At 71.5% G+C, this 24,087-nt stretch carries 21 protein-coding genes; 14 read left to right on the top strand and 7 right to left on the bottom strand.

What is annotated here, in order from left to right; genetic code table 11:
* Window positions 1–7: 7 nt before the first annotated feature.
* Complete coding sequence (locus tag M503_RS0105260) at window positions 8–850, top strand: energy transducer TonB (protein ID WP_028919265.1); 843 nt, start codon at window positions 8–10, stop codon at window positions 848–850.
* Between the two features lie 73 nt (window positions 851–923).
* Here M503_RS0105260 and M503_RS16785 read toward each other — a convergent pair whose 3' ends face one another.
* Entirely contained in the window at window positions 924–1,793 is an 870-nt protein-coding gene (locus tag M503_RS16785) for a DUF2306 domain-containing protein (RefSeq protein ID WP_197017181.1), read from the bottom strand.
* Between the two features lie 191 nt (window positions 1,794–1,984).
* Between M503_RS16785 and M503_RS16780 the strand changes: the two genes are divergently transcribed.
* Complete coding sequence (locus M503_RS16780; RefSeq protein ID WP_051414277.1) at window positions 1,985–2,581, top strand: winged helix-turn-helix domain-containing protein; 597 nt, start codon at window positions 1,985–1,987, stop codon at window positions 2,579–2,581.
* Between the two features lie 60 nt (window positions 2,582–2,641).
* The gene (locus tag M503_RS0105245; protein ID WP_028928132.1) at window positions 2,642–4,003 is read left to right on the top strand and encodes a hypothetical protein; all 1,362 of its coding nucleotides are present in this window, start codon (window positions 2,642–2,644) and stop codon (window positions 4,001–4,003) included.
* Window positions 4,004–4,093: 90 nt separating this feature from the next.
* On the opposite strand, the gene rho is transcribed toward M503_RS0105245, so the two are convergent.
* The gene (gene rho / locus M503_RS0105240; protein WP_024868517.1) at window positions 4,094–5,806 is read right to left on the bottom strand and encodes a transcription termination factor Rho; all 1,713 of its coding nucleotides are present in this window, start codon (window positions 5,804–5,806) and stop codon (window positions 4,094–4,096) included.
* A 221-nt stretch (window positions 5,807–6,027) separates the two neighbouring features.
* The gene (gene trxA / locus M503_RS0105235) at window positions 6,028–6,366 is read right to left on the bottom strand and encodes a thioredoxin TrxA (RefSeq protein WP_024868518.1); all 339 of its coding nucleotides are present in this window, start codon (window positions 6,364–6,366) and stop codon (window positions 6,028–6,030) included.
* Between the two features lie 208 nt (window positions 6,367–6,574).
* On the opposite strand from trxA, the gene rhlB reads away from it, so the two are divergent.
* The 9 genes from rhlB (at window position 6,575) to M503_RS0105190 (ending at window position 15,386) form a co-directional block, all read left to right on the top strand.
* A complete protein-coding gene (gene rhlB, locus M503_RS0105230; protein ID WP_028919267.1) occupies window positions 6,575–8,308 on the top strand; it encodes an ATP-dependent RNA helicase RhlB in 1,734 nt (577 codons plus the stop codon).
* Window positions 8,309–8,923: 615 nt separating this feature from the next.
* The gene (gene ftsE / locus M503_RS0105225; RefSeq protein WP_028919268.1) at window positions 8,924–9,610 is read left to right on the top strand and encodes a cell division ATP-binding protein FtsE; all 687 of its coding nucleotides are present in this window, start codon (window positions 8,924–8,926) and stop codon (window positions 9,608–9,610) included.
* Entirely contained in the window at window positions 9,607–10,584 is a 978-nt protein-coding gene (ftsX, locus tag M503_RS0105220; protein ID WP_028919269.1) for a permease-like cell division protein FtsX, read from the top strand. Before ftsE ends, ftsX begins: the two co-directional genes overlap by 4 nt.
* Window positions 10,584–11,414 (top strand): response regulator, encoded by an 831-nt coding sequence (locus M503_RS0105215; protein WP_028919270.1) that lies wholly within the window; start codon window positions 10,584–10,586, stop codon window positions 11,412–11,414. The genes ftsX and M503_RS0105215 overlap by 1 nt, the downstream gene beginning before the upstream one ends.
* Before the next feature lie 32 nt (window positions 11,415–11,446).
* Window positions 11,447–12,199 carry a uracil-DNA glycosylase gene (ung, locus tag M503_RS0105210; protein ID WP_051414275.1) on the top strand — a complete coding sequence of 251 codons (753 nt, stop codon included), beginning with the start codon at window positions 11,447–11,449 and terminating at the stop codon, window positions 12,197–12,199.
* Between the two features lie 181 nt (window positions 12,200–12,380).
* Window positions 12,381–12,794, top strand: coding sequence for a DoxX family protein (locus M503_RS0105205; RefSeq protein WP_028919272.1), 414 nt, complete (start codon window positions 12,381–12,383; stop codon window positions 12,792–12,794).
* On the top strand, window positions 12,791–13,501 hold the full coding sequence (locus M503_RS0105200) for a pirin family protein (RefSeq protein ID WP_028919273.1): 711 nt from the start codon (window positions 12,791–12,793) through the stop codon (window positions 13,499–13,501). Before M503_RS0105205 ends, M503_RS0105200 begins: the two co-directional genes overlap by 4 nt.
* A gap of 232 nt (window positions 13,502–13,733) precedes the next feature.
* Window positions 13,734–14,612, top strand: coding sequence for an RNA polymerase sigma factor RpoH (gene rpoH, locus M503_RS0105195; protein WP_028919274.1), 879 nt, complete (start codon window positions 13,734–13,736; stop codon window positions 14,610–14,612).
* Between the two features lie 150 nt (window positions 14,613–14,762).
* A complete protein-coding gene (locus M503_RS0105190; protein WP_024868527.1) occupies window positions 14,763–15,386 on the top strand; it encodes a trimeric intracellular cation channel family protein in 624 nt (207 codons plus the stop codon).
* 9 nt (window positions 15,387–15,395) lie between these two features.
* Here the strand turns inward: M503_RS0105190 and M503_RS0105185 are convergent, their stop codons facing one another.
* Both M503_RS0105185 and M503_RS0105180 read right to left on the bottom strand, forming a co-directional pair.
* Window positions 15,396–16,685 (bottom strand): NAD(P)/FAD-dependent oxidoreductase, encoded by a 1,290-nt coding sequence (locus M503_RS0105185; RefSeq protein WP_028919275.1) that lies wholly within the window; start codon window positions 16,683–16,685, stop codon window positions 15,396–15,398.
* 16 nt (window positions 16,686–16,701) lie between these two features.
* Window positions 16,702–18,012: an MFS transporter gene (locus M503_RS0105180; protein ID WP_028919276.1), complete on the bottom strand. Its 1,311-nt coding sequence runs from the start codon at window positions 18,010–18,012 to the stop codon at window positions 16,702–16,704.
* A 107-nt stretch (window positions 18,013–18,119) separates the two neighbouring features.
* Between M503_RS0105180 and M503_RS0105175 the strand changes: the two genes are divergently transcribed.
* Complete coding sequence (locus tag M503_RS0105175; RefSeq protein ID WP_028919277.1) at window positions 18,120–18,866, top strand: NYN domain-containing protein; 747 nt, start codon at window positions 18,120–18,122, stop codon at window positions 18,864–18,866.
* A gap of 61 nt (window positions 18,867–18,927) precedes the next feature.
* Here M503_RS0105175 and M503_RS0105170 read toward each other — a convergent pair whose 3' ends face one another.
* Window positions 18,928–21,135, bottom strand: coding sequence for a primosomal protein N' (locus tag M503_RS0105170; protein WP_028919278.1), 2,208 nt, complete (start codon window positions 21,133–21,135; stop codon window positions 18,928–18,930).
* Between the two features lie 434 nt (window positions 21,136–21,569).
* Here M503_RS0105170 and M503_RS17715 point away from each other — a divergent pair, with 434 nt between their 5' ends.
* Window positions 21,570–22,937 carry a hypothetical protein gene (locus M503_RS17715; protein ID WP_051414273.1) on the top strand — a complete coding sequence of 456 codons (1,368 nt, stop codon included), beginning with the start codon at window positions 21,570–21,572 and terminating at the stop codon, window positions 22,935–22,937.
* Window positions 22,938–22,959: 22 nt separating this feature from the next.
* On the opposite strand, the gene M503_RS0105160 is transcribed toward M503_RS17715, so the two are convergent.
* Complete coding sequence (locus M503_RS0105160) at window positions 22,960–24,081, bottom strand: DUF3667 domain-containing protein (protein ID WP_028919279.1); 1,122 nt, start codon at window positions 24,079–24,081, stop codon at window positions 22,960–22,962.
* Window positions 24,082–24,087: the final 6 nt, after the last annotated feature.

Here is a 24,087-nt window from a genome sequence, read left to right as displayed (position 1 = left end):
AGCGCGCATGGACAGCACGCGGTGGTTGGCGGTGGCGAGGACGCAGTGGCTGGCATGGTTGGCCCTGCTGGCGTGCACGGCGATGGCGGGGACCGCGCTGGCGGCGCCCGGGGACGTGTGGACGGCCCATGCCCGGGGCATCATCGAGGTCGCCGCCGACGGCACGGTGCAGTCGTACACCGTCGAGCAGTCGGTGGGCGCGAAGGTCGACGCGGCGCTCAAGCAGCACGTTTCCGGCTGGCGCTTCGAGCCGGTGATCGAGAACGGCCAGGCGATCCCGGTGCGTGCGCGCGCGGAGATGGTGCTGAAGGCGACCATCGGCGCGGACGGCAACAGTGCGGAGATGGCCGTGGAGAAGGCGGATTTCTACGAACTGCTTGCCGACAGCAACCGGCTCCTCCTCCACGAGGGGGTGCGCATCCCGCCGCCGCGTTATCCGCCCGCCGCGGCCCAGGCCGGCGTCGCGGCGGACGTGGCGATGGTGGTCACCGTCGACGGGACGGGGCGCGTGGTCGGGGCGGAAGTCGAACGCATCGACCTGCGCAGCGAGGTGGAGCGGGCGCCGAAAGCGGCGGCCACCTACGCCCGTGAATTCCAGAGCGTCGTCCGCAGGGTCGTGTCGCGGTGGCAGCTCAACCCGAAGGCCCTGCAGTACGAGGGCGGCCTGGCGCGCACGCGCGTCCCGGTCGCGTTCCAGCTCGAGGGCATGACCTGGGCGCGCCGGCAGACGGTGGTGGAGCCCAAGCCGCTGGCCGACGGCCCGGCCATCGCCAACATGAGCGCCTCCGGCGACATCGCCTCGCCGCGGCTGGTGCTGCAGCACGAGCTGGGCGTGTTCACCGAGGGCTGAGCGCGATCCCGGCACCGCTCCCTAGGCGGGCCAGCGACCTCTCCGAGGCCGCCCGCACCTGGTCATGGCGGCCTCAGCCTGACACGAGCTGCAACAGGTGGCGCCCGTACTTTCCGCCCTGGGTCGCGCTCACGGCGAGGATCGCGTAAGCGAACACGGAACCTGCGGCGACAAGCGCTGCCAGCGCCGGCCACTTCAGGGTTCGTGACAACGCGGGATGCCTGTGCCAGTCGCGGATGAAGAACTCGGCGACCAGCAGGTTGGGCACGAAGAACAGGTAGAGGATCGCGTGATCGAACGGACCGAAGGTGTTGCCCTCGCCGACGCCGATTCCGCCGGTCAGGTCGTTCCAGGCGCGGATTTCCAGATCGAACAGCCAGGAGCCCAGCACCATCGCGAACAGGCGGATCGCCCAGGCGCGGTGCTGCTGGAAGCGCCTGCCGCGGGCGTGTAGGTAGGCCATGACCGCGCTCAGCATCAGCAGCGCTCCCCATATCGCGAACGCGACTGAAGCGGGTGGGGCGTATGCACCATGGGCCAGGATGAAGGACATGCCACCGACGCCGGCGAGGAAGCCCGCGCCGACGTAGACCCGCCCGGTCCAGCGGTGCACCGCGCGGTGGCGCGCGCGGATCGTGGCCGAGAACAGGATCGGCCAGGGCAGTACCAGGATCGCACCCATGGCGAAGTGCATGCCGATGCCGAGATTGGCGATCCAGTCCGCGGCGGTCGGCATCGGCAGGCCCGCGACCAGGAGGTGCCACTGGTCGAAGTTCCGCGAGGTGGCACCGCTGGCCCGGGCGACGATGTAGGCACCGAACGCGGCAAGCCCGGCCAGCGCTGCGAAATGGAAGAACCGGCCGACCCGGCGCAACGCCCGGGCGGCAGGGATCGCCTCCCGCGCCCGGGCACGACCCGTCGGGACCCCGTTGCCTGCATTCATGGCTTCCTCCTGTCGTTGCTGCCGGCAGCGCATCCGGTGCGGACAGCGTCCCTTTCCGCGTGGCGGGAGTCATGAGGCCAGTCGCAGGCCTACCGCGGGGTGCGGGGCAAAAGCTTGGGAAAGGCTTGGGCCCGGGGCCGCGGGGGTACGCCCCCTATACTCGGGCAGCGGGGGCTACCGCCCGAGGGCCTATGTCGCAGCAGGATCCATGCAGCCTTGCCTTCGACGGCCTGGTCATCGACTTCGCCGGCCGGCGGCTGTGGCGCGACGGCAGCGAACAGGCGCTGGAACCCAAGGCGTTCGCGGTGCTCGCCCTGCTGGCCGGTTCACCCGGTACGGTATTCACCCGCGACGAGATCCTCGACGCGGTCTGGGGACACCGGCATGTCACCCCGGGCGTGCTGAACCGGATCATGAGCCTGCTGCGCCAGGCGCTCGGCGAGGATGCGCTGCACCCGCGCCTGCTGCGTACGGTGTACGGGGTGGGATACCGCTTCGACCTGCCTGCCGGGGCCGACACGGACGCCACGGCGCAACCCGTCGCAGCTGCCCCGGCGACGGACGCCGCCGCGCAATCCGTGGCCACGCCTGGCGCCGGGCCGCTTCGGGCCCGGCGGTCGCGATGGCGGATCGTCGTCGCTCTCGGCGGCCTGGCCGTCGCGATTGCGGCGGCATGGTGGTGGCACGCGGGACGTGAAGCCGCGTCGCCGGCCGTGCCGCCCGGCAGCCAGCCCTCGCTGGCGGTCCTGCCATTCGCCGACCTTTCCCGCGCGCACGACCAGGCGTAACTCGCCGACGGCCTGGCCGAGGAAATCCTCGGCCAGCTTGCGCAGGCCCCTGCGCTGCGGGTGGTCGGGCGCACCTCGAGCTTTGCGTTCAGGGGCTCGAACGAGGACCTGCGCGCGATCGCCCGCAAGCTGGGCGTCGACTACCTGCTCGAAGGCAGCGTGCGCAGGGAAGGCGACCGGCTGCGCGTCACCGCGCAGCTGGTCCGCGCCGACGACGGCATCCATCTCTGGTCGCGGACCTACGCGCGCGAATTGCGCGACGTGTTCGCGGTACAGGAGGAGATCTCCCGCGATGTCGCCCGGGCCCTGAGCGTGAAGCTGGATGTGGCGGAGTTCAACCGCGACCAGGGCGGTACCACCAGCGTCGAGGCGTATGAACGCTACCTGCGCTGGCGCGGCATCGGGATGCGCGAGCTGTTCGACTTCGGGCACGATCGCGAGCGCCTGCAGCTGGCGCGGGAGATGGTGGCGCTCGATCCGCGGTGCGTGCTGTGCTGGGACGCGCTGGCCGGATCGCTGGTGGCGATGGCACAGGAGCTCGGGGACGCGCGGGGAGGGGAGCTGCGCGCCGAAGCGCGGCGGGTGCGCGCGCACATCGCGCGGATCGCGCCGGACACCTGGGTGGCGAAGCGCGACCGCGCCAATGCGTTGTGGCGCGAGGGGCGGCGTGCCGAGGCGATCGCCCTGGCGAAGGAGGTCGTCGACTCCGGGCCGTTGACCCGGGAGCGGGTCTGGGACTACGCGTACATGCTCTACGCCGTGGGCCACCTGGACGAGACCATCGCGCTGGTCGAGCAGGTGCGGGCGGTCGAACCGATGGCGCTGTTCCTGTCCCGCGACCTGCAGTACGACTACACCGCCGCGCGCCGCTACCAGGAAGCCGAAGCCGAGTACCGGCGTGGCCAGCAGCTGGAAGGCAGCCAGGTCGAGCCGGACTGCGTGGCGTTCTTCCGCCAGCTGGCCGGACAGCGTCCCGGCGGGCTGGAGGAACTGCGCGAACTGCACGGACGGCTGCTGCGGAACGGCCAGGATTTCGATACCCCGTTCTTCCGCGAGCTGGGTGGGGTGCTCGGCCGGCGCGAGGCGATGCTGGCCCTGGTGCGCCGGGTCGTCGACGGCTCCGTCGGCGATGCCGGCAACTCCGCATACCTGGCGATCAACGTCGCCGACGCCCTGGGCGATGCCGACCTGGCCATGGCGGCCCTGCGCAGGTACCTGGAAGCACAGGAAGGGTTCGACGAGGGAGCCGTGTCGCACTACCCCTACGTGGCCCTGTGGAACGCGCCGTATTCGGGCCTGCGCGCGCACCCGGACTTCAGGAAGCTGCTGGTGGAAGCCGGCGTTGTCGCCTACTGGCGGCAGACCGGCAGGTGGGGCGACGGCTGCGCGCCGGTAGGGGCGGGCGACTTCCAGTGCCGGTGAAGACGGCGCCGACCGCTGCCGCGCGCCCCCCGGATGCAGGAAAGCCCCGCGTCGGCGGGGCTTTCCGGGGCCTTGCCGGAAGGGTCCGGCTCAGCGCTTCATCGAGCTGAAGAACTCGTCGTTGGACTTGGTGTTCTTCATCTTGTCCAGCAGGAACTCCATCGCGCCGATCTCGTCCATCGGGTGCAGGAGCTTGCGCAGGATCCAGATCTTCTGCAGCAGTTCCGGCTCGATCAGCAGGTCCTCGCGGCGGGTGCCGGAGCGGTTGATGTCGATGGCCGGGAACACGCGCTTCTCGGAGATGCGGCGGCTCAGGTGCACCTCGGAGTTGCCGGTGCCCTTGAACTCCTCGTAGATCACCTCGTCCATCTTGCTGCCGGTGTCGATCAGCGCAGTGGCAATGATGGTGAGCGAACCGCCTTCCTCGACGTTGCGCGCCGCGCCGAAGAAGCGCTTCGGGCGGTGCAGGGCGTTGGCGTCGACGCCGCCGGTGAGCACCTTGCCCGAGGACGGCACCACGTTGTTGTAGGCGCGCGCCAGGCGGGTGATCGAGTCGAGCAGGATCACCACGTCCTTCTTGTGCTCGACCAGGCGCTTGGCGCGCTCGATCACCATCTCGGCGACCTGCACGTGGCGCGCGGCCGGCTCGTCGAAGGTCGAGGAGATGACCTCGCCGCGCACGGTGCGCTGCATTTCGGTCACTTCCTCCGGACGCTCGTCGATCAGCAGCACGATCAGGTGCACGTCCGGGTGGTTGGTCGTGATCGCGGTGGCGATCTGCTGCATCATCATCGTCTTGCCCGCCTTCGGCTGGGAGACGATCAGCGAGCGCTGGCCCTTGCCCTGCGGGGCCATCAGGTCGAGGATGCGGCCGGTGATGTCCTCGGTCGAACCGTCGCCACGCTCCAGGCGGAAGCGCCGGCGCGGGAACAGCGGGGTCAGGTTCTCGAACAGGACCTTGTTCTTCGACGCTTCCAGCGGCTCCCCGTTGATCGTGTCGACCACGGCCAGGGCGAAGTAGCGTTCGCCGTCCTTCGGCCAGCGGATGCGGCCGGACAGGTGGTCGCCGGTGCGCAGGTTGAAGCGGCGGATCTGGCTGGGCGAGATGTAGGTGTCGTCCGGGCCGGCCAGGTAGCTGGCCTCGGCCGCGCGCAGGAAGCCGAAGCCGTCCGGCAGGATTTCCAGCACGCCGTCGGCCTGCACGCCTTCGCCGTGGCGGGTCAGCACCTTCAGCAGGGCGAAGATCACGTCCTGCTTGCGGGCGCGGGCCACGCCCTCGTGGATGTTCAGCTGCTCGGCGATCTCCAGCAGCTTGTGCGCGGGCATGCGCTTGAGGTCGCCCAGCGAGTACTGCGGGAAGCCTTCCGGCACGCTCGGGTGCGGGCGCGGCGGCTGCTGCATCTGGTTGTTGCCGTTGTCGTCCTGCATGCCGCCGTCGTCGCGGAAGCGTTCGCGCTGGCGGTCGCGGCGGTTGCGGAAGCGGTCGCGGCGGTTGCGGCCACCGCCTTCGCGCTGGTCGCGGTCGCCACCTTCGCCACCGCCCTGCGGTTGGCCGCCGGCGTTGGCGCCAGGCTGCTGCGGGGCGGCGCCTTCGGCGGCCGGGGCGTTGTTGCTGGAAGCGTTGTCGCCGCCGGACTGGACCGGGGCGGGGGCCTGTGCGGGAGGCGCCGGCGGAGCAGCGGGCGCGGCCGCGGCGGCCGCTTCGCCGCCGGTGTCGGCGGTCTTGCTCACGCGCTTGCGCGCACGCTTCTCGGCGGGTGCGTCTTCGCTCCCGGGCGCTTCAGGCAGGGTGTTCTCGGACAAGATTGCGATTCCTCGCTGGTAGGTGCGAGCGCCCGGTGCGGGCGTTTGGGATCCTGGTGGGATGGGCCCGGCGGAGTGGTCCGCGGACAGGACGCGGCCACGGATCTGCGGCCGGCTGTACCGACACTATCACCGCCTCCGGCCGCCCGGCAAGCGGGCCAGGCAAGCGGTTCAGGCGCTGTCGGGACGGCCTCCCCGGCCGTCCCGCAAGGCTTTGTTCCTCAGGCGGCGGCGCCGAGGGTACGGTCGATCATCTGGGTCAGCTGGCCCTTGCCGACGGCGCCGACCTGGGTGGCCTGGATCTGGCCGTCCTTGAACAGCAGCAGCATCGGGATCGAGCGCACGTGGTAGCGGATCGCGGTCGCGCGGTTCTGGTCGATGTTGACCTTGGCCACCTTCACCCGGCCTTCATAGGCCTCGGCCAGCTCGTCCACGATGGGCGAGATCATCTTGCAGGGGCCGCACCATTCGGCCCAGAAATCGACGAGAACCGGTTCCTGGGACTGCAGCACGGCGCTGTCGAAATCGGCATCGCCGACGTGCATCACCTTGTCGTTCACTTTATATCTCCGTGATTGCCGGCGCCGGCGGAAACGGGGCCGGCGGCGCCTTTGGGGTAAACTGGGGCGTTTCGCGGAGAAGTCAAGGGGGCTACCGTCCCCCCGACGGCCGCGCGATCCGACGACGGCCCGCAGTGTGCGGCGCGCCGGAAACCGATGCAAGCCGCCCACCGCGACACGCTGCGACGGGCCTCATGAAGACTGGATGATGAGCGACAAACCGCTGACCGATGTAGCTTTTTCCTCGTTCGACCTGCACCCGGCGCTGCTCGCCGGCCTGGAGGCGGCGGGCTTCACCCGCTGCACTCCGATCCAGGCCATGACCCTGCCGATGGCGCTGGCCGGGCGCGACGTCGCCGGCCAGGCCCAGACCGGCACCGGCAAGACCCTGGCCTTCCTGGTGGCGGTGATCAACCGCCTCCTCACCCGCCCGGCCCTGGCCGACCGCAAGGTCGAGGACCCGCGCGCGCTGATCCTGGCCCCGACCCGCGAACTGGCCATCCAGATCCACAAGGACGCGATGAAGTTCGCCTCCGACCTGGGCCTGAAGTTCGCCCTGGTCTACGGCGGCGTGGACTACGACAAGCAGCGCGAGCTGCTGCAGAAGGGGGCCGACGTCATCATCGCCACCCCCGGCCGCCTGATCGACTACGTCAAGCAGCACAAGGTCGTGTCCCTGCACGCCTGCGAGGTCTGCGTGCTGGACGAGGCCGACCGCATGTTCGACCTCGGTTTCATCAAGGACATCCGCTTCCTGCTGCGGCGGATGCCGGAGCGCACCACCCGCCAGACCCTGCTGTTCTCGGCTACCCTCAGCCACCGCGTGCTGGAGCTGGCCTACGAGCACATGAACGAGCCGGAGAAGCTGGTGGTGGAGGCCGAGACCGTCACCGCCGCGCGCGTGCGCCAGAAGCTGTACTACCCGGCCGACGAGGAGAAGCTGCCGCTGCTGCTGGGCCTGCTGTCGCGCAGCGAAGGCGCGCGGACGATGATCTTCGTCAACACCAAGGCCTTCGTGGAGCGGGTGGCGCGCGCGCTGGAGAAAGCGGGCTACCGCGTCGGCGTGCTGTCCGGCGACGTGCCGCAGAAGAAGCGCGAGTCGCTGCTGAAGAAGTTCCAGGCCGGCCAGCTGGAGATCCTGGTGGCCACCGACGTGGCCGCCCGCGGCCTGCACATCGACGGCGTGAAGTACGTCTACAACTACGACCTGCCGTTCGACGCGGAGGACTACGTCCACCGCATCGGCCGTACCGCGCGCCTGGGCGAGGAGGGCGATGCGATCAGCTTCGCCTGCGAGCGCTACGCGATGTCGCTGCCGGACATCGAGGCCTACATCGACCAGAAGATCCCGTCCGAGCCGGTCACCGCGGAGCTGCTGACCGCGCTGCCGCGCCCGCAGCGTCCGAAGCCGGAAGCGGCCGAGGGCGAGGAAGATGACGGCGAGAGCATCGGCCAGATCTTCCGCGAGGCGCGCGAGCAGCGTGCCGCCGACGAGGAGCGTCGTGGCGGCGGCCGTTCGCGCGGCGGTCGCAGCGGTGGCCGCAGTGGCGGTGGCGAGCGTCGCGAGGGCGAGCGCCGTCCGCGCCGCAAGCCGCAGGGCGAGGGCGCGGCCGTTGCCGGTGGCGAGGCCCAGGCGGCGGCACCGGAACGGGCGCCGCGTCCGCAGCCGGCGGTGGCCGGGGCCGGTGCGGTTCCGGCGGGCGAGGGTGAGGGCGAGCGCGCGCCGCGCAAGCGTCGCCGTCGTCGTCGCGGCAAGCCGGTCGACGGCAACGTACCGGCCGGCGACCAGTCCAATCCGTCCGCGGTGCCGGCGATCCGCCAGTCGGCGCCGTCGCTGCGCGGCCAGGCGTCGGCCCAGGCGCCCGCCCCGGCCAAGGACACCAAGCGCGAGTCGCTGCTGGGCCGCATCGGCCGCAAGCTGCGCTCGCTGGTCGGGGGCTGACGCTCCGGGGTTTGCCGGACCTCTGCGTCCGGCTTCTGGCTGTCTCGCCGCCCTTGCCGTTCCGCCATCTTGATTAGGGCAACGGCAGCGGCAACGGCAACCGCAAAGGCAAGGGCAAGGGCAAGGGCAACCGCATCAGCGTGGGCGGCTTCGGACGGAGCCGCGGCAGCGCGGGGGTATGGCGCATCGCGCGGTTCCGCGTCCTGCTCCAACGCGCGACCGCGGCACATCCCTGTGCCGCTTGCGCCATACCCCCGCGCTACCGCGTCTTCTGCGGCGTTTCGGTCGTGGCTTCGTTCTTTTTCCCCTCTCCCTCCGGGAGAGGGGCAGGGGTGAGGGTCGGGATCCTCGCCACATTGGCCCGCCTGCCCTCTCCACGACCCCCGCTTCGGGCCCGGGCTCCCGTCCGTGGGACGCATGCGTTCGCCGGCATGCGCGCCAGTGGCGCGCAAACATGCCGCCTCACCCCGGTGGGAGAAGGGCTCTTGCGTAGCCCGGACAAGCGCAGCGCATCCGGGGGGCGCGATGCAGCCCGCACCGGCCTCCCGCCCACCTGCCCGCAAGGACGATCCCCCGCCCTGTCGCCCGGGACGCGCCGAACTGCATAATCGCCGCATGAGCGTGCTGCGATTCGAGAGCGTCAGCAAACAGTACCCCGGCGGCCACCAGGCGCTGGTGGACGTGAGTTTCGAGGTCGACGAGGGCGAGATGCTGTTCGTCACCGGGCACTCGGGCGCGGGCAAGAGCACGCTGCTCAAGCTGATCCACCTGTCCGAGCGGCCCAGCCGCGGCACGGTGGTGTTCGGCGAGCGCAACCTGCAGCGCGTGCGCGGCGGCAAGGTGGCGATGCACCGGCGCGAGGTCGGGGTGGTCTACCAGGACCACCGCCTGCTGACCGACCGCACGATCGGCGAGAACGTGGCGCTGCCGCTGATCCTGCGCGGCACGCGCCGCGCCGAGATCGGCAAGCGGGTGCGTTCGGTGCTCGAGCGCATGGGACTGGGCCACCGCGAGAAGGCGCTGCCGTCGCAGCTGTCGGCCGGCGAGCAGCAGCGCGTGGGCATTGCCCGGGCGATCATCGCCGAGCCGCGCCTGCTGGTGGCCGACGAGCCCACCGGCAACCTCGACCCGACGCTGTCGGCCGAGATCATGGAACTGTTCGCCGGCCTGCCCGAGCGCGGCACCAGCGTGCTGGTGGTCAGCCACGACCTGCCGCTGCTCAAGCGCATGCGCAAGCGCGTGCTGGTGCTGGACCACGGCCGCCTGGTCGACGACATCTCCCCACAGGACCTCGCCGAATGAACGCCGCGACCAGGCCCGCCCGCGGCAATGGTGCCGCCGCGTCCGCATCGCCCTCGCGGCTGCGCGTGTGGTTCGACCAGCACGTGCACAGCCTGGCCTTCAGCCTCGGCCGCGCGCTGCGCAAGCCGTGGGCGACGCTGCTGACGGTGGCGGTGATGGGCCTGGCCCTGGCGCTGCCGCTGGGCCTGTCGATCGTGATGGACAACCTGCGCCACTTCGCCGGCAGCGTGCAGGAGTCGCGCGAGATCAACCTGTTCCTGAAGATGGACGTGGACGCGAAGGGTGCGGCGACGCTGGCCGACACGCTGCGCGCGCGCGGCGACGTGGCGGCGGTGGAGCTGCGCACGCCGGAGCAGGCGCTGGAGGAGTTCCGCCGCAGCAGCGGGCTGGGCGATGCGCTCGACGTGCTCGGCGGCAATCCGCTGCCGAGCCTGCTGGTGGTGACCCCGGCTGCCGGCGACAGCGCCGCCGATGCGCGCCTGGCCACCGTGCTGGAGGGGCTGCCGGAGGCCGACCTGGTCCAGCACGACGCGGTCTGGCGCCGGCGCCTGGACGCCTGGCTGGCGTTCGGCCAGCGCGTGGTCGTGGTGCTGTCCCTGCTGCTGGGGCTGGGCGCGCTGCTGGTGGTCGGCAACACGGTGCGCCTGGACATCCAGGCCCGGCGCGAGGAGATCGGCGTGCTGCAGCTGCTGGGCGCCAGCGACGGCTTCATCCGCCGGCCGTTCCTGTACCTCGGCGTCTGGTACGGCCTGGGTGCGGGGCTGCTGGCCCTGGCCCTGCTGGCCGGCGCCGGCGCCGCCCTGGACCAGCCGCTGGCCGCCCTGACCGCCAGCTACGGGAGCCAGTTCTCGCTCAAGGGGCTGGATGTACTGCACGGGTCGATGGTATTGGTTGGGACCGTCCTGCTGGGGTGGCTGGGGGCCTGGGCGGTCACTGGGCATTTCCTCCGGCAGACCCGGCCCACGGAGACCTGATGGCAGTCCGAGAGCTCAAGCACCTGATCAGCGATGCGCCGCGGGTGATGGTGGCCGACGGCTCGAAACTGGTCCGCAAGCTGATCGGCGACGTGCTTCAGCGCGCGCTCCCGGGCGTGGAGGTGGTCGGCTGTGCCAGCATCGCCGAGGCGCGTGCCGCACTGGAAGCCGGTGCGGTCGACCTGGTCACCACCGCGCTGTCGCTGCCCGACGGCGACGGCCTGGAGCTGGCGCGCAGCGTGCGCGAGGCGGCGGGCCAGGCCTACGTGCCGGTGATCGTCGTCTCCGGCGATGCGCAGCAGCACCTGGTCGAGCGCCGCTTCACCGAGTTCGTCACCGACTACTTCGACAAGTCGCTGGGCCACGACGCGCTGGCCGAGTTCATCCGCGGCTACGTGCAGCCGCAGCCGATCGAGGGCGCCACCGTGCTGTACATCGAGGACAGCCGGGTGGTGGCCGAGGCGACCCGGCGCATGCTCGAGCGGCAGAAGCTCAAGGTCATCCACGTGCTCACCGCCGAGGAGGCGTTCGCGCTGCTGACCGCCGAGTCGCTGGGCCGCATCCCCGAGCGCATCGACCTGGTCCTCACCGACGTCACCCTCAAGGGCGAGCTGAGCGGGCGCGACGTGGTCGAGCGCATCCGCATCGACTTCGCCTACGGCAAGCGCCGCCTGCCGGTGCTGGTAATGACCGGCGACGGCAACCGCGACAACCAGTCCGAACTGCTCAAGTCCGGCGCCAACGACCTGGTGCAGAAGCCGATCGAGGAACGCCTGCTGGTCACCAAGGTGCTGTTCCAGCTGCGCGTGGCCCGGCTGGAGCGCCGCTGAGCCATGCTCGTGCAGTACGCGTGGTCCGCTCGATGAGCGACGTTCCCGCTTCGGTGGACGACGCGGCCGCGCGCGCGGCGATCCGGCTGGAGCCGTCGTGGAAGGCGCGGATCGGCGACTGGCTGCTGCGTCCGGACATGCGCGCGCTGGCCGAGTTCCTGCGCCAGCGCAAGGCGGCCGGGGCGCGGGTCTATCCGCCGGGGCCGCAGCTGTTCGCCGCGTTCGACGCCACGCCGTTCGACCAGGTCAAGGTCGTCATCCTCGGCCAGGACCCGTACCACGGTCCGGGCCAGGCGCACGGGCTGTGCTTCTCGGTGCAGCCGGGCGTGCCGGTGCCGCCGTCGCTGGACAACATCTTCAAGGAAATCCGCCAGGAGCTGGGGATCGAACGGCCCGACCACGGCTGCCTGCTGCCGTGGGCGCGGCGCGGGGTGCTGCTGCTCAACGCGGTGCTGAGCGTGGAGGAGGGCCGTGCCGGCGCACACCAGGGCAAGGGCTGGGAAGGCTTCACCGACCACGCCATCGAGACCCTGGCGCGCGAACGCGAGGGCCTGGTGTTCCTGCTGTGGGGCAGTTACGCCCAGGCCAAGGGCAAGGTCATTGATCCGCGCCGGCACAAGGTGCTGAAGGCGCCGCATCCGTCGCCGCTGTCGGCGCACCGCGGGTTCTTCGGCTGCGGGCATTTCGCGGCGACCAACGAGTACCTCGAGCGCCGGGGCCAGGCCCCCATCGACTGGTCGCTGCCGCCGCGGGCGGAACTCGAGGCGCTCCTGCGCGCGGGCTGAGGCCGCAGGAGGTCCACGCAGAACGGTCAGGGCGCCGGCCCAGACTTTGTTGATATTAACGGAACGATTAGTAGACCTTACTGGTCTTTATTCCATGCATGACAGCAATCATCCTGTCGGCCAATCGCAGGGCGCCCCCGATCCGGATTCCGCCGGATCCGCCCCGCGGATCGAGGCCGTCATGAGCCACCTCTACGCATTGCTGGGCCGCATCGGCCCGTCGTTGATCTTCATCGTTTCCGGCTGGGGCAAGCTGGCCGCCTATGCCGGCACCCAGCAGTACATGGAAAACATGGGCGTGTCCGGCGCGCTGCTGCCGCTGGTGATCGCCCTGGAAATCGGCGCGGGCCTGGCGGTGCTCGCCGGCGTCTTCACCCGCAGCGCCTCGCTGGCGCTGGCCGCCTTCTCGCTGGCCACCGGGTTGCTGTTCCACGCCGATTTCGCCGACCCGAACCAGTTCATCCACCTGATGAAGAACGTGGCCCTGGCCGGCGGCTTCCTGATGCTGGCCGCCAACGGCGCCGGCGCCTTCAGCATCGACGCCTGGCGCCGCGATCGCCAGCTTGCCACCCTCAACCCCCGAGGTGCCCTGTGATCACCCTGCGACCTGCCGCCGAGCGCGGCCATGCCGATCACGGCTGGCTGGATTCCTGGCACAGCTTCTCCTTCGCCAGCTATTTCGATCCCGAGCACGTGCAGTGGGGACCGCTGCGGGTGATCAACGAGGACCGCGTCGCCGCCGGGCAGGGCTTCGGTACCCACGGCCACCGCGACATGGAAATCATCAGCTACGTCGTCCAGGGCGCGCTGGCCCACAAGGACTCGATGGGCAACGTGGAGCGGATCCTGCCGGGCGAGGTGCAGCGGATGAGCGCCGGCACCGGCATCACCCACTCGGAGTTCAACCACGACCGCGAGGGCACGACCCACTTCCTGCAGATCTGGATCCTGCCGGAGCGCACCGGGATCACCCCAGGCTACGAGCAGAAGCGCTTCGACGACGCGGAAAAACGCGGCCGGCTGCGCCTGCTGGTCAGCCCGGACGCGGCCGACGGCTCGCTGCGCATCCACCAGGACGCGCGGATGTACGCCGGGCTGTTCGACGGGGCGGAGGCGGGACGGCTGGCCCTGGCCCCGGGCCGGCTGGGCTACGCCCACCTGGTCCGCGGCCGCGCCACGGTCAACGGCCGCGCGCTGGGCGCCGGCGACGCCCTGCTGTACCGCGACGAGCCGGAGGTCCGGATCGAGGCCGGCGAGGATGCCGAGGTCCTGGTCTTCGACCTGCCGGACCGGCCGGCCTGAGGCCACCATGACTGACGGCAGGGGCCCTTGAAACCCCCGCCGGACGGCCTCACACGGGATTGGCGGACTGCGGCGCACCATGGCCCTGGCTGCGGCCGCCGCCGTTCAGAATTCGCAGGGTAAACCATTGATTTTCATGGTCTCCCTGCGGCCTGGGACGTTGCATGGATGCAATGCAGGGAACCATTCCCGGTGTTAGCAGTCCAACCACCCAATTGCTAAGATGGATGCCATGATCCAGACCCGTTCCAATACCAGCCTGGTTGCCAACAACCTGCCGATTCCCAGCCCGCTCGGGTCGCTGGAGGCCTACATCAACGCCGTCCACCAGATCCCGGTGCTCAGCGTCGAGGCCGAGCAGGACCTGGCCCGCCGCTACCGCGACCACGAGGACCTGGACGCGGCCCGCGAACTGGTGCACTCGCACCTGCGCTTCGTCGTGCACGTGGCGCGGGGCTACAGCGGCTACGGCCTGCAGCTGGGCGACCTGATCCAGGAAGGCAACATCGGCCTGATGAAGGCGGTCAAGCGCTTCGACCCGGACCTCGGGGTGCGCCTGGTGAGCTTCGCCGTGCACTGGATCCGCGCGGAGATGCATGAGTTCATCCTGAAGAACTGGCGCATCGTGAAGGTCGCCACGACCAAGGCCCAGCGCAAGCTGTTCTTCAACCTGCGCAAGGCCAAGACCCGGCTCGGCTGGATGAACGCCGCGGAAGTCAGCGCGGTGGCCAGGGACCTCAACGTCTCCGAGCGCGAAGTGCTGGAGATGGAAGCGCGCCTGTCCGGCCGCGACATCGGCTTCGACGCCCCGGCCGACGAGGACGACGACCACGCGCCGCCGGCGCCGTCGGCCTACCTGGTCTCGCATGACGAGGACCCGTCGCTGGCCTACGAGCGTGCCGACAGCGAGGACCACCAGCTGGAGCTGCTGCGCGAAGGCCTGGCGAGCCTGGATGCGCGTTCGCGCGACATCGTCGCCCGTCGCTGGCTGGATGCCGACAGCAAGGTGACGCTGCAGGAGCTGGCCGACGAGTACGGCGTGTCCGCCGAACGCATCCGCCAGATCGAGGCGAATGCGATGAAGAAGATGCGCGCGCTGCTGGCGGCCTGATCGCCACTGCAGTGCGCGAACGACGGCCCGGGACCTCCCGGGCCGTTTTGTTTTTGCGGATGGGCCGCGCCGCGATCGCCAGCAGGCGCGCCATGACAGCCGAGTGCATCGCTGCGAGGCTTGCCCCCGACCCTTGGAGTCCGACCTGCCGTGAGCCTGCTCCTGCTGCTGTTCGACCTGATCGGCACCTTCGTCTTCGCGCTCAGCGGCGGCACCCTGGCGGTGCGCTACCGCCTGGATTTCTTCGGCGTGCTGGTGCTGTCCTGCGCGGCGGCGGTGTCCGGCGGCCTGGCGCGCGACGTGCTGATCGGCGCGCAGCCGCCGGCGGCGCTGGCCGACTGGCGCTACCTGGCCACGGCGATGCTCGCCGGCGTGGTCACCTTCTATCGCCACGAGGCGATCGAACGCATGCGCAACCCGGTGCAGATCTTCGATGGCGCCGGCCTGGCGCTGTTCGCGGTGCTGGGCACGGGCAAGGCGCTGGACTTCGGCCTGTCGCCGTTCGCCGCCACCCTGCTGGGCATGCTCAGTGGCATCGGCGGCGGCGTGGCCCGCGACGTGCTGGTGGCGCGCACGCCCGTGGTGCTGCAGGCCGAGCTGTACGCGGTGGCGGCGCTGGCCGGTGGCGGCGTGGTCGCGCTGGCCGACGTGTTCGCGCTGCCGCGCACGCCGGCGATGGCGTTCGGCGCGCTGGTCTGCTTCGGCCTGCGCTACATGGCGATCCGCCACGGCTGGCACCTGCCGGCGGCGCGGCTGCCGGAAGACCGCGGCTGAGCGCGGCGCTCAGTGCGGCGGCGCGTCGTCCGCGTCGTCCGCGTCGCGGCCGAGGATGATCCGCGCGCCGCGCTGGTAGCTCCAGTACGCCCACGCCCAGTTGAGCAGCACCGACAGGCGGTTGCGGAAGCCGATCAGGAAGAACACGTGCGCGGCCAGCCAGAACCACCAGGCCAGCACGCCGGACAGCTTGAAGCCATGCAGGTCCACCACCGCGGCCATGCGGCCGATGGTGGCGAGGTTGCCGAAATCACGGTAGCGGAACGCCGGCGCGGGCACGCCGCGCAGCCGCGCGCGGATCGCGGTGGCGACGTGCCGGCCCATCTGCTTGGCGGCCGGCGCCACGCCCGGGACCGGCGTGCCGTCCGGCCGCGTCGCCGCGGCGAGGTCGCCGGCGACAAACACGTGCGGGTGCCCGGGCGCCGACAGGTCCGGTTCCACCGGCACGCGCCCGGCGCGGTCCAGCGGCACGCCCAGCGAGCGCGCCAGCGGCGAGGCCGCCACGCCCGCGGCCCAGACGATGGTGCGCGAACGCACGTACTCGTCGCCGAGGCGGTACCCGCCCGCATCGATCGCGGTGACCGGCACGCCGGTGCGCACTTCCACGCCCAGCCTCTCCAGTTGCCGCCGCGCCTTCTCCGACAGGTCCCCAGGGAACGAGGCCAGCACCCGCGAGCCGGCTTCGAGCAGGCGCACGCGCGCACTGGCCGGGTCGATGCGGCGGAACTGGTCGCGCAGGGTGTGGCGGGCGATCTCGGCGAGGGTGCCCGCCAGTTCCACGCCGGTCGGGCCGCCGCCGACGATGGCGAAGTCCAGCCACGCCGCGCGTTCGGCCGGATCCTCGCAGGCCTCGGCGCGTTCGAACGCCAGCAGCAGCTTGCGGCGCAGCTCCAGCGCATCGTCCAGCGACTTCAGCCCGGGCGCGTGTGGCGCCCATTCGTCGTGGCCGAAGTAGGCGTGGGTCGCGCCGGTGGCCAGCAGCAGGTAGTCGAACGCGAGCCGGGCGCCATCGGTCAGCGTGACCGTGCGCGCCGCCGGATCGACGGCGGTGACTTCGGCCAGGCGCACTTCGGCGTTGGCCTGCCGGCGCAGGATGTAGCGCAGCGGCGCGGCGATGTCCGGCGCCGACAGGCCCGCGGTGGCGACCTGGTACAGCAGCGGCTGGAACAGGTGGTGGTTGCTGCGGTCGACCACGGTGATGCGCACCGGTGCATTCGCCAGCGCGCGTATCGCCCACAGCCCGGCGAAGCCACCGCCGACCACCACCACGTGCGGGAGATCGGGGCGTGCAGTCGGCATGGGTGTCCTCGTCGGGTCAGTGGGGGTCCTGGTCGATCCGCGAATGCGTGCGCGTGTCCGGCATCAGCAGGTAGACCACCAGCGAGCCTGCGATACAGGCGGTGACGTACCAGTAGAAGCCGCTCTCCATGCCGTGGTGCTTGAACCACAGCGCCACGTACTCGGCGCTGCCGCCAAAGGTCGCCACGGTCAGCGCGTAGGGCAGGCCCACGCCCAGCGCGCGCACTTCCACCGGGAACAGCTCGGCCTTCACCACCGCGTTGATCGAGGTGTAGCCGGTGACGATCGCCAGCGCCGCCAGCACCAGCCAGAACGCCTCGCCGGCGCCTTGCACGGTCTGCAGCCGCATCATGATCGGCACGGTGAACAGCGTGCCCAGCACGCCGAAGGCGATGAGCACCGGGCGCCGGCCGATGCGGTCCGACAGCGCGCCGACCACCGGCTGCAGCAGCATGTACAGGAACAGCGTCGACGCATTCACCCGCGCCGCCGCCTCGGTCGACAGCCCGGCGCTGTTGACCAGGAACTTGTGCACGTAGGTGGTGTACGTATAGAAGGCCAGGGTGCCGCCCATGGTCAGGCCGACCACGGTGAGCACCGCGCGCGGGTGCCGGAGCAGCGCGCGCAGCGTGCCCTGACTGCGCTGGTGCGCCGGCGAGTCGTCGGCCTCGCTGCGCACGAAGGACTCGGTCTCCAGCATGGTCCGGCGCAGCCACAGCGCGACCAGCGCGGCCAGCGCGCCGATCGCGAACGGGATCCGCCAGCCCCACGCGCGCAGCTGTTCGCCGTCGAGCAGCTGCTGCAGCGACAGCAGCACGCCCAGCGCCAGCAGGTGGCCCAGCACCAGGGTCACGTACTGGAAGCTGGACCAGAAGCCGCGGTGCTCGCGGCTGGCCATCTCGCTGAGGTAGGTCGCCGAGGTGCCGTATTCGCCGCCGACCGACAGGCCCTGCAGCAGGCGCGCCAGCACCAGCAGCACCGGCGCGGCGACGCCGATGCTGGCATAGCCGGGCGTCAGCGCGATCAGCAGCGAACCGCTGCACATCATCCACACCGACAGCAGCAGCGCGGCCTTGCGTCCGTGGCGGTCGGCGTAGCGGCCCAGCAGCCAGCCGCCGAGCGGGCGCATCAGGAAGCCGACCGCGAAGATCGCCGCGGTCTTCAGCAGCTGGCTGGTGCGGTCGCCGCCGGGGAAGAACACCTCGGCGAAGTACAGCGAGAACGCCGCATAGACGTACCAGTCGTACCACTCCACCAGGTTGCCGACCGAGCCGCTGAAGATGCTGCGCAGGCGCCGGGCGGGAGTGAGTTCGAGGGTCGCTGCCATGGGCGGATGATGGCATGGCGGGGGAGGGGATGGGCCGGGCCGCGTCTTGCCGCCACCACCACGGCGCTGTGCCAGACTGCCGCCATCCCATTGCCCACGGTGTCCCCATGGCCGAACCGGAAAAGCGCATCGCCCTGCTGATCGACGCGGACAACGCGCCGGCGGCCAAGATCGACGTGGTGCTGGCGGAGGTGGCGCGCTACGGCGTGGCCAACGTGCGCCGCGCCTACGGCAACTGGAAGAACCCGCACCTGAAGAGCTGGGAGGCGGTGCTGCACGAGTACGCGATCCGTCCGATCCAGCAGTTCGCCTATTCCACCGGCAAGAACGCCTCGGACATGGCGATAGTGATCGATGCGATGGACCTGCTGTACGCGCGCAACCTGGACGGCTTCGCCATCGTCTCCAGCGACGCCGACTTCACCCCGCTGGTGATGCGCCTGCTCACCGACGGGGTGAAGGTGTACGGCTTCGGCGAGAAGAAGACCCCGCTGCCGTTCGTCAACGCCTGTTCGAAGTTCACCTACGTCGAAGCGCTGGGCGTGCCGGAACAGAATGGCAAGGCCGAGCAGGAGGCGCCCAAGGTGGCCCGCGACCTGCGCGCGGACGCGCGCCTGGTGCAGATGCTGCGCAGCGCGGTGGAGTCCGGCAGTGGCGACGACGGCTGGACCCGCCTGGACGTGGTCGGCAGCCAGATCAGCAACCAGGCTTCGTTCGACCCGCGCAACTACGGCTACCGCAAGCTCAGCGACCTGGTGAAGGACAGCGGCCTGTTCGAGGTGAAGCAGGACGACAAGACCATCTGGGTGCGCGACCGGCCGCGGAAGCGGGCGGCGAGGAAGAAGACGGGCTAGCGTTCGGTTCGAACGACGCATCCGTTCCCGGATGCGCTTCGCTTATCCGGGCTACGGGCGCCTAGTAGAGGTCGACGGGGTCGACGTCGAGCGACCAGCGCGTGCGCCGCGCCTCGGGCAGGGCGTGGATCGCCGGCAGCGCCGCGTCCAGGCTGGAGTGCAGGGTGCGGCGCGCGGGCGCCGACAGCAGCAGCTGCATCCGGTACAGCCCGGCGCGGCGTGCCATCGGCGCGGTGATCGGGCCGTGCAGCTCCAGCGTGGCGTCGTCGCCGGCCGCATCGCGCAGCAGCGATTTCGCCGCGCGCAGGAAGGCGCCGGCCGCGTCGGCCTGCTGCGCTTCGGCGCGCAGCATCGCCAGGTGCGCGAACGGCGGGAAGCCGGCCGCCTCGCGCAGCGCCAGCTCCTCGTCGGCGAAGCTGTCATAGCCGCCGCGGATCAGCCCGTGCAGCAGCGGGTGGTCCGGGTGGTGGGTCTGCCACCACACCTCGCCCGGGCGCCGCGCGCGGCCGGCGCGGCCTGCCACCTGGATGAGCAGCTGCGCCAGCTTCTCGCCGGCGCGGAAGTCGGAGGAGAACAGGCCTTCGTCGACCCCGACCACCACCACGCGGGTGAGATTGGGCAGGTCGTGGCCCTTGGCCAGGATCTGCGTGCCGACGAGGATGCCGGGCGCATCGCCGAGTTCGGCCAGCAGCTTCTGCAGGCCGTCGCGGCGCGCAGTAGTGCCGCGGTCGATGCGCAGCACCGGCCAGTCGGCGAAGCGTTCGGCCAGCAGTTCCTCCAGCCGTTCGGTGCCGATGCCCTGCGGCTGCAGCGCCAGGCTGGCGCAGTCCGGGCAGGCCGGCGGGCGCGCCTGGCGGTGGCCGCAGTGGTGGCACACCAGCCGGCCGCCGCCGGCATGCACGGTCATCGGCGTGCCCTGCAGCGCGCTGCTGCAGCGCGGGCAGTGCGCGCTCCAGCCGCAGTCGTGGCACAGCAGCACCGGTGCGTAGCCGCGGCGGTTCTTGAACACCAGCACCTGGCCGCCGTCGCGCAGCGCGGCGCCGATCATGTCCAGCACTTCCGGCGCCAGGCCGGCCTGCAGCGGGCGCTTGCGCACGTCGAGGATGCGCACCGCCGGCGGCCGCGCGTCGCCGGCGCGCTGGCGCAGGCGCAGGTGCGCGTAGCGGCCGGCGCGGGCGTTGTGCAGCGTCTCCAGCGAAGGCGTGGCGCTGCCCAGCAGCACCGGCACGCCCAGCGCCTTGCCGCGCACCAGGGCGAAGTCGCGGGCGTGGTAGCGGATCCCGTCCTGCTGCTTGTAGCTGCCGTCGTGTTCCTCGTCGACCACGATCAGCCCGGCCTCCGGCAGCGGGGTGAACACCGCCGAGCGCGTGCCCACGACCACCCGCGCCTCGCCGCGCCACGCCGCGACCCACACGCGGGCGCGCTCGTTGTCGTTGAGCCCGGAATGCAGCGCGTGCACCGGCACGCCCAGGCGCGCGCGGAAGCGGGCCAGGGTCTGCGGCGTCAGGCCGATCTCCGGCACCAGCACCAGCGCCTGGCGGCCGCGCGCCAGGCAGTCGGCGATGGCGTGCAGGTAGATCTCGGTCTTGCCGCTGCCGGTGACGCCTTCCAGCACCACCGGGGTGAAACCCCCGGCGGCACGCAGCACGTCGATCGCGGCCTGCTGCTCGTCGTTGGGCGTCGGGCCCGGTTGCGGCGCGGGTGCGGCGGCATGCGCCGGCACCGCGACGCGCTCGGCATAGCCGCGCTTCGCCAGGGCGCGGGCGGCCTCGCGCCAGCCCTCCAGGGTGGAGTCGAGCCGGTCCTCGAGGCAGGGGCCTTCGGCCAGCAGCCCGGCCAGCCGCTGCGGACGGGTGTTGCGGCGCAGGCCCTCGCGCCCGGTCGCGCCGGCTTCGGTCAGGACCCAGGCCCAGGCATGGGTGTCGGGCAGCGGGTCGGCCCCGCGCAGGGCGGCCGGCAGGGCGGTGGCGAAGACCTCGCCGGCCGGGGCGTGGGTGTAGCGGGCCAGCCAGCGCAGCGAATCGAGCAGCTCGCCCGCGAACAGGGGTTCCGGATCGGGCAGGGCGATGGCCTGGCGCAGACCGGTGTCGGTCTCGGCCGGGCCCACGCCCAGCACCACCCCGGCCAGCTCGCGGTTGCCGAACGGCACCCGCACGCGGTGTCCGACCAGGTCCGGGGTCGCCTCCAGCCCCTCCGGGGGCAGGTAGTCGAACAGCCGGGGCAGCGGAACCGGCAGGGCGACTTGCAGGCAGACAGGGGCGGCGGGCATCGCGGCAGTCTAAGCCAGGCGGTCCCGGCCACGACCGGTGGCCGTTTGCCGGCAATTGCTCTGGCCGGCCTGATGAAGGGGATGTAAACCGCCGCCACAGTTGGAGATTTCGGCTTATCCACACAAGCTGTGGATAAGCTTGTGCATGACCGTAGTGCTTCACGGCGCAACGACGGCATTTCAAGCGGGTCAGTCAGGTTGGTCAAAAAAACGCCACATGAAAAGGCCTTTTTAAATCAACCACTTGGCCGTGAAACACCGCGGCGGCGCTGGCGCGGCTCCGGAAACGGCCCTCCTGCGCGGGGGAAATTTGCGCTGTGCACAACCGCGCAGCCGCCAAGCCTTGTAACAGCGGGCTGGAACAGCTTCCGCGTCCCTGTCAAGGACCCCATCCGGGCGCGCCGGCCGTATCCTGCAGGCCCGACGGAGTTCCAATGCACGACCCTTCCTCCCCCCGGACGACGGAACTGCCCGCCGCCCTGAACGCCTTCCTGCGCGGCGTCGAACGGCGCGCCTTCGTATTCCTCTGGCTGCAGGACGGCGACGAGCGCGGCGCCGGCCATGCCCTGGCCGCCGCCATCCGTGCCTTCCCCGGTCCGGCCGCGACGATGCCGATGGGCGAGTGGCCGGGCCGGTTCTGGAAGCTGCTGCTGGCCCTGCCTCCGGGCTCCGGGCGCGGCAGCTGGCCGGAAGACCTGGGCTTCCTGGGGCGGATGCCGCTGGCCGCACGCCGAGCCCTGCTGCTGCGCCAGGTCGCCGGCCTGGACGAGGCCGCCGCGGCCGAGGCGATGGACCTGGAGCTCGCCGGCTACCAGCAGGCGCTGGCCGAGGCCTGCCCGCGCGATGCCGACGGGGCGCCCGATGCTGCCGGCTGGCGCCGCCAGGCCGAGGCGATCCAGCAGGTCGGCCGCCAGCTCCCCCCGGACCGCCTGGCCTGGCTGGGCGAGCTGCACGAAGCGGCCCTGGCCGGGCAGTTTCCGCCCGGCTCCGAAGCGCCCGCGCCGGCAGCGCCGGCGCCGCGGGTGCGGGCGCCGCGCCCGCCAAGCCGTCCGCTGCGCTGGCTGGGCGTGCTCGCCCTGCTGCTCGGCCTGGCCGGCGCGGTCTGGTACTTCTGGCCCAAGCTGGCGTCGCCGTCGGCGACCCGCGAAGAGCTGGCCCCGCCGCCGGACGACGGCCGCGTGCACGACGCCGACCCGGTCGTGGTCGAACCGTTGCCGCCACCGGAAGCCCCGGCGACGCCGCCGGACGGCGAGCCCTCGCTGCCGCTGGCCCTGCAGGAGGACCCGCTGGTGGCCGACCTGGCCCTGCTGTCCTGGTACGCCGCCGGCATGCCCGGCTCGCGCCTGGACCGCGAGCGCGCCGGCCAGGGCGAGGAGTCGCCCGCGCCGCCCGCCGACCCGGATCCGGCCTCGGGCCTGGAAACCTGGTCGCAGCTCGATCCCCAGGCGCAGGCGCAGCTGCGCGCCGCCGCCGCGGAGTTCCAGGCGCTGGACCCGGCGGCGCAGGCCAGGCTGCGCGCGCGCTTCGCCGCGCTGGATGCGATGGAACGCCGCGGCTGGCTGCTCGGTCCCGAGCTGGGCGCCGACTACGTCGCCCTGCAACCGCTGGTGGGATTCGTGCCGGAAGCCGAGCGCCGGCCGCTGCTGGCCGCGCTGCGCGCGCTGGACGCCGACCAGCGCGCGCGCCTGGGCGCGCTGGCCTGGCGCACGCCGCCGTACGAACGCGAGAAGCTGCGCCGCGACCTGCTGGCGACCGCGCCTTCGCAGCGCGGACCCTGGCTGGAGCAGCGCGAACGCGAGTAGGCCCCGTCCGGCGCGGCCCGTTTCAGAGGTTGGCCAGCGCCCACAGCGCCACCGCGCCGGAGGCGATGCTGATGACGAAGATGTAGACCGAGCCGGCGACCAGGAAGCGCAGCGTGGTCGCCAGCCAGCCCTCGCCATACACGCGCTTCTGCGACAGCAGCAGGTAGACCAGCATCCACGCCAGCAGCAGCGACGAGGCCACGCTGGCGGTGCTGCCCAGCGGCGTCTGCGCGTAGTGGTTGGCCAGCGCGACCAGGCCGAACTGCGCCATCAGCGCCAGGCACAGGAAGGCGTGGCTGTACAGCGCCACCACCAGGTGCTCGAGGTAGCTGCGACCGGAGCCAAGGTAGAGCAGCTTCAGCAGCAGCGCGAACAGCGGTACCAGCACGAACAGCGCGCTGGGCACGGCGCCCATCAGTGCGGCGCGGTACAGGCCGGGATCCTCGCGCACGCGCGCCAGGTTCTGCTGCATGCGCAGCGCCTGGCGCTCCCGCCAATTCTTGGGTTCGCGCCTGGCCGGTGCGGCGGGAGCGGCGGCCGCGGGAGTTTCCGCGGTAGCCGCGTCCGCCTTGGCCTCGGGCGCGCTCTCCGGCGTGCCGCCGAGTTCGACGATGCGCCGGTCGGCGGCGCGGCGTATGTCGGCGATGCCCTTGTCGTAGCCGGCGAGCACGGGCGCCAGGTAGGTCGGGGTTTCCTCGCGCGCCTTTTCCAGGCCGGCGATGGCCTGCTCGCGGATCCTGCGCACTTCCTCGATCGAGCTGGCCCCGCGCATGGCCGCGTCGCTGCTGAGCAGCGGCTTGTTGTCCGCGGCATCGTCCACGTTGAGTTCGATGTCCAGGCCCAGGTCGACCACGCGGCCGACGAAGAACGCCATCACGCACAGCACCACGAACATGCGCATCGGCGCCACGTAGGGCGCGCGGTGCCCGGCCAGGTAGTCGCGCGCCAGCGCGCCGGGCGAGAGCAGCCTGCGCAGGCTGCGGAAGATGCGCCCGTCCAGGTGCCAGAACGACTCGAACACTTCCTCCACCGCGTGGGCGAAGCTGCGCACCGGGTTGTGCGCGGATTGGCCGCAGACATGGCAGAACGCGCCTTGCAGCGGCGTCGCACAGTTCTGGCAGGCCGCCGGATGGCTGTCGTTCATCGGTCG

Origin of the sequence: Pseudoxanthomonas suwonensis J47 (assembly GCF_000513955.1) — a bacterium.
In the GTDB taxonomy this organism is placed as follows: domain Bacteria; phylum Pseudomonadota; class Gammaproteobacteria; order Xanthomonadales; family Xanthomonadaceae; genus Pseudoxanthomonas; species Pseudoxanthomonas suwonensis_C.
The sequence above is the reverse complement of the archived record's forward strand: the minus strand, read 5'-3'. Positions and strand labels throughout refer to the sequence as shown.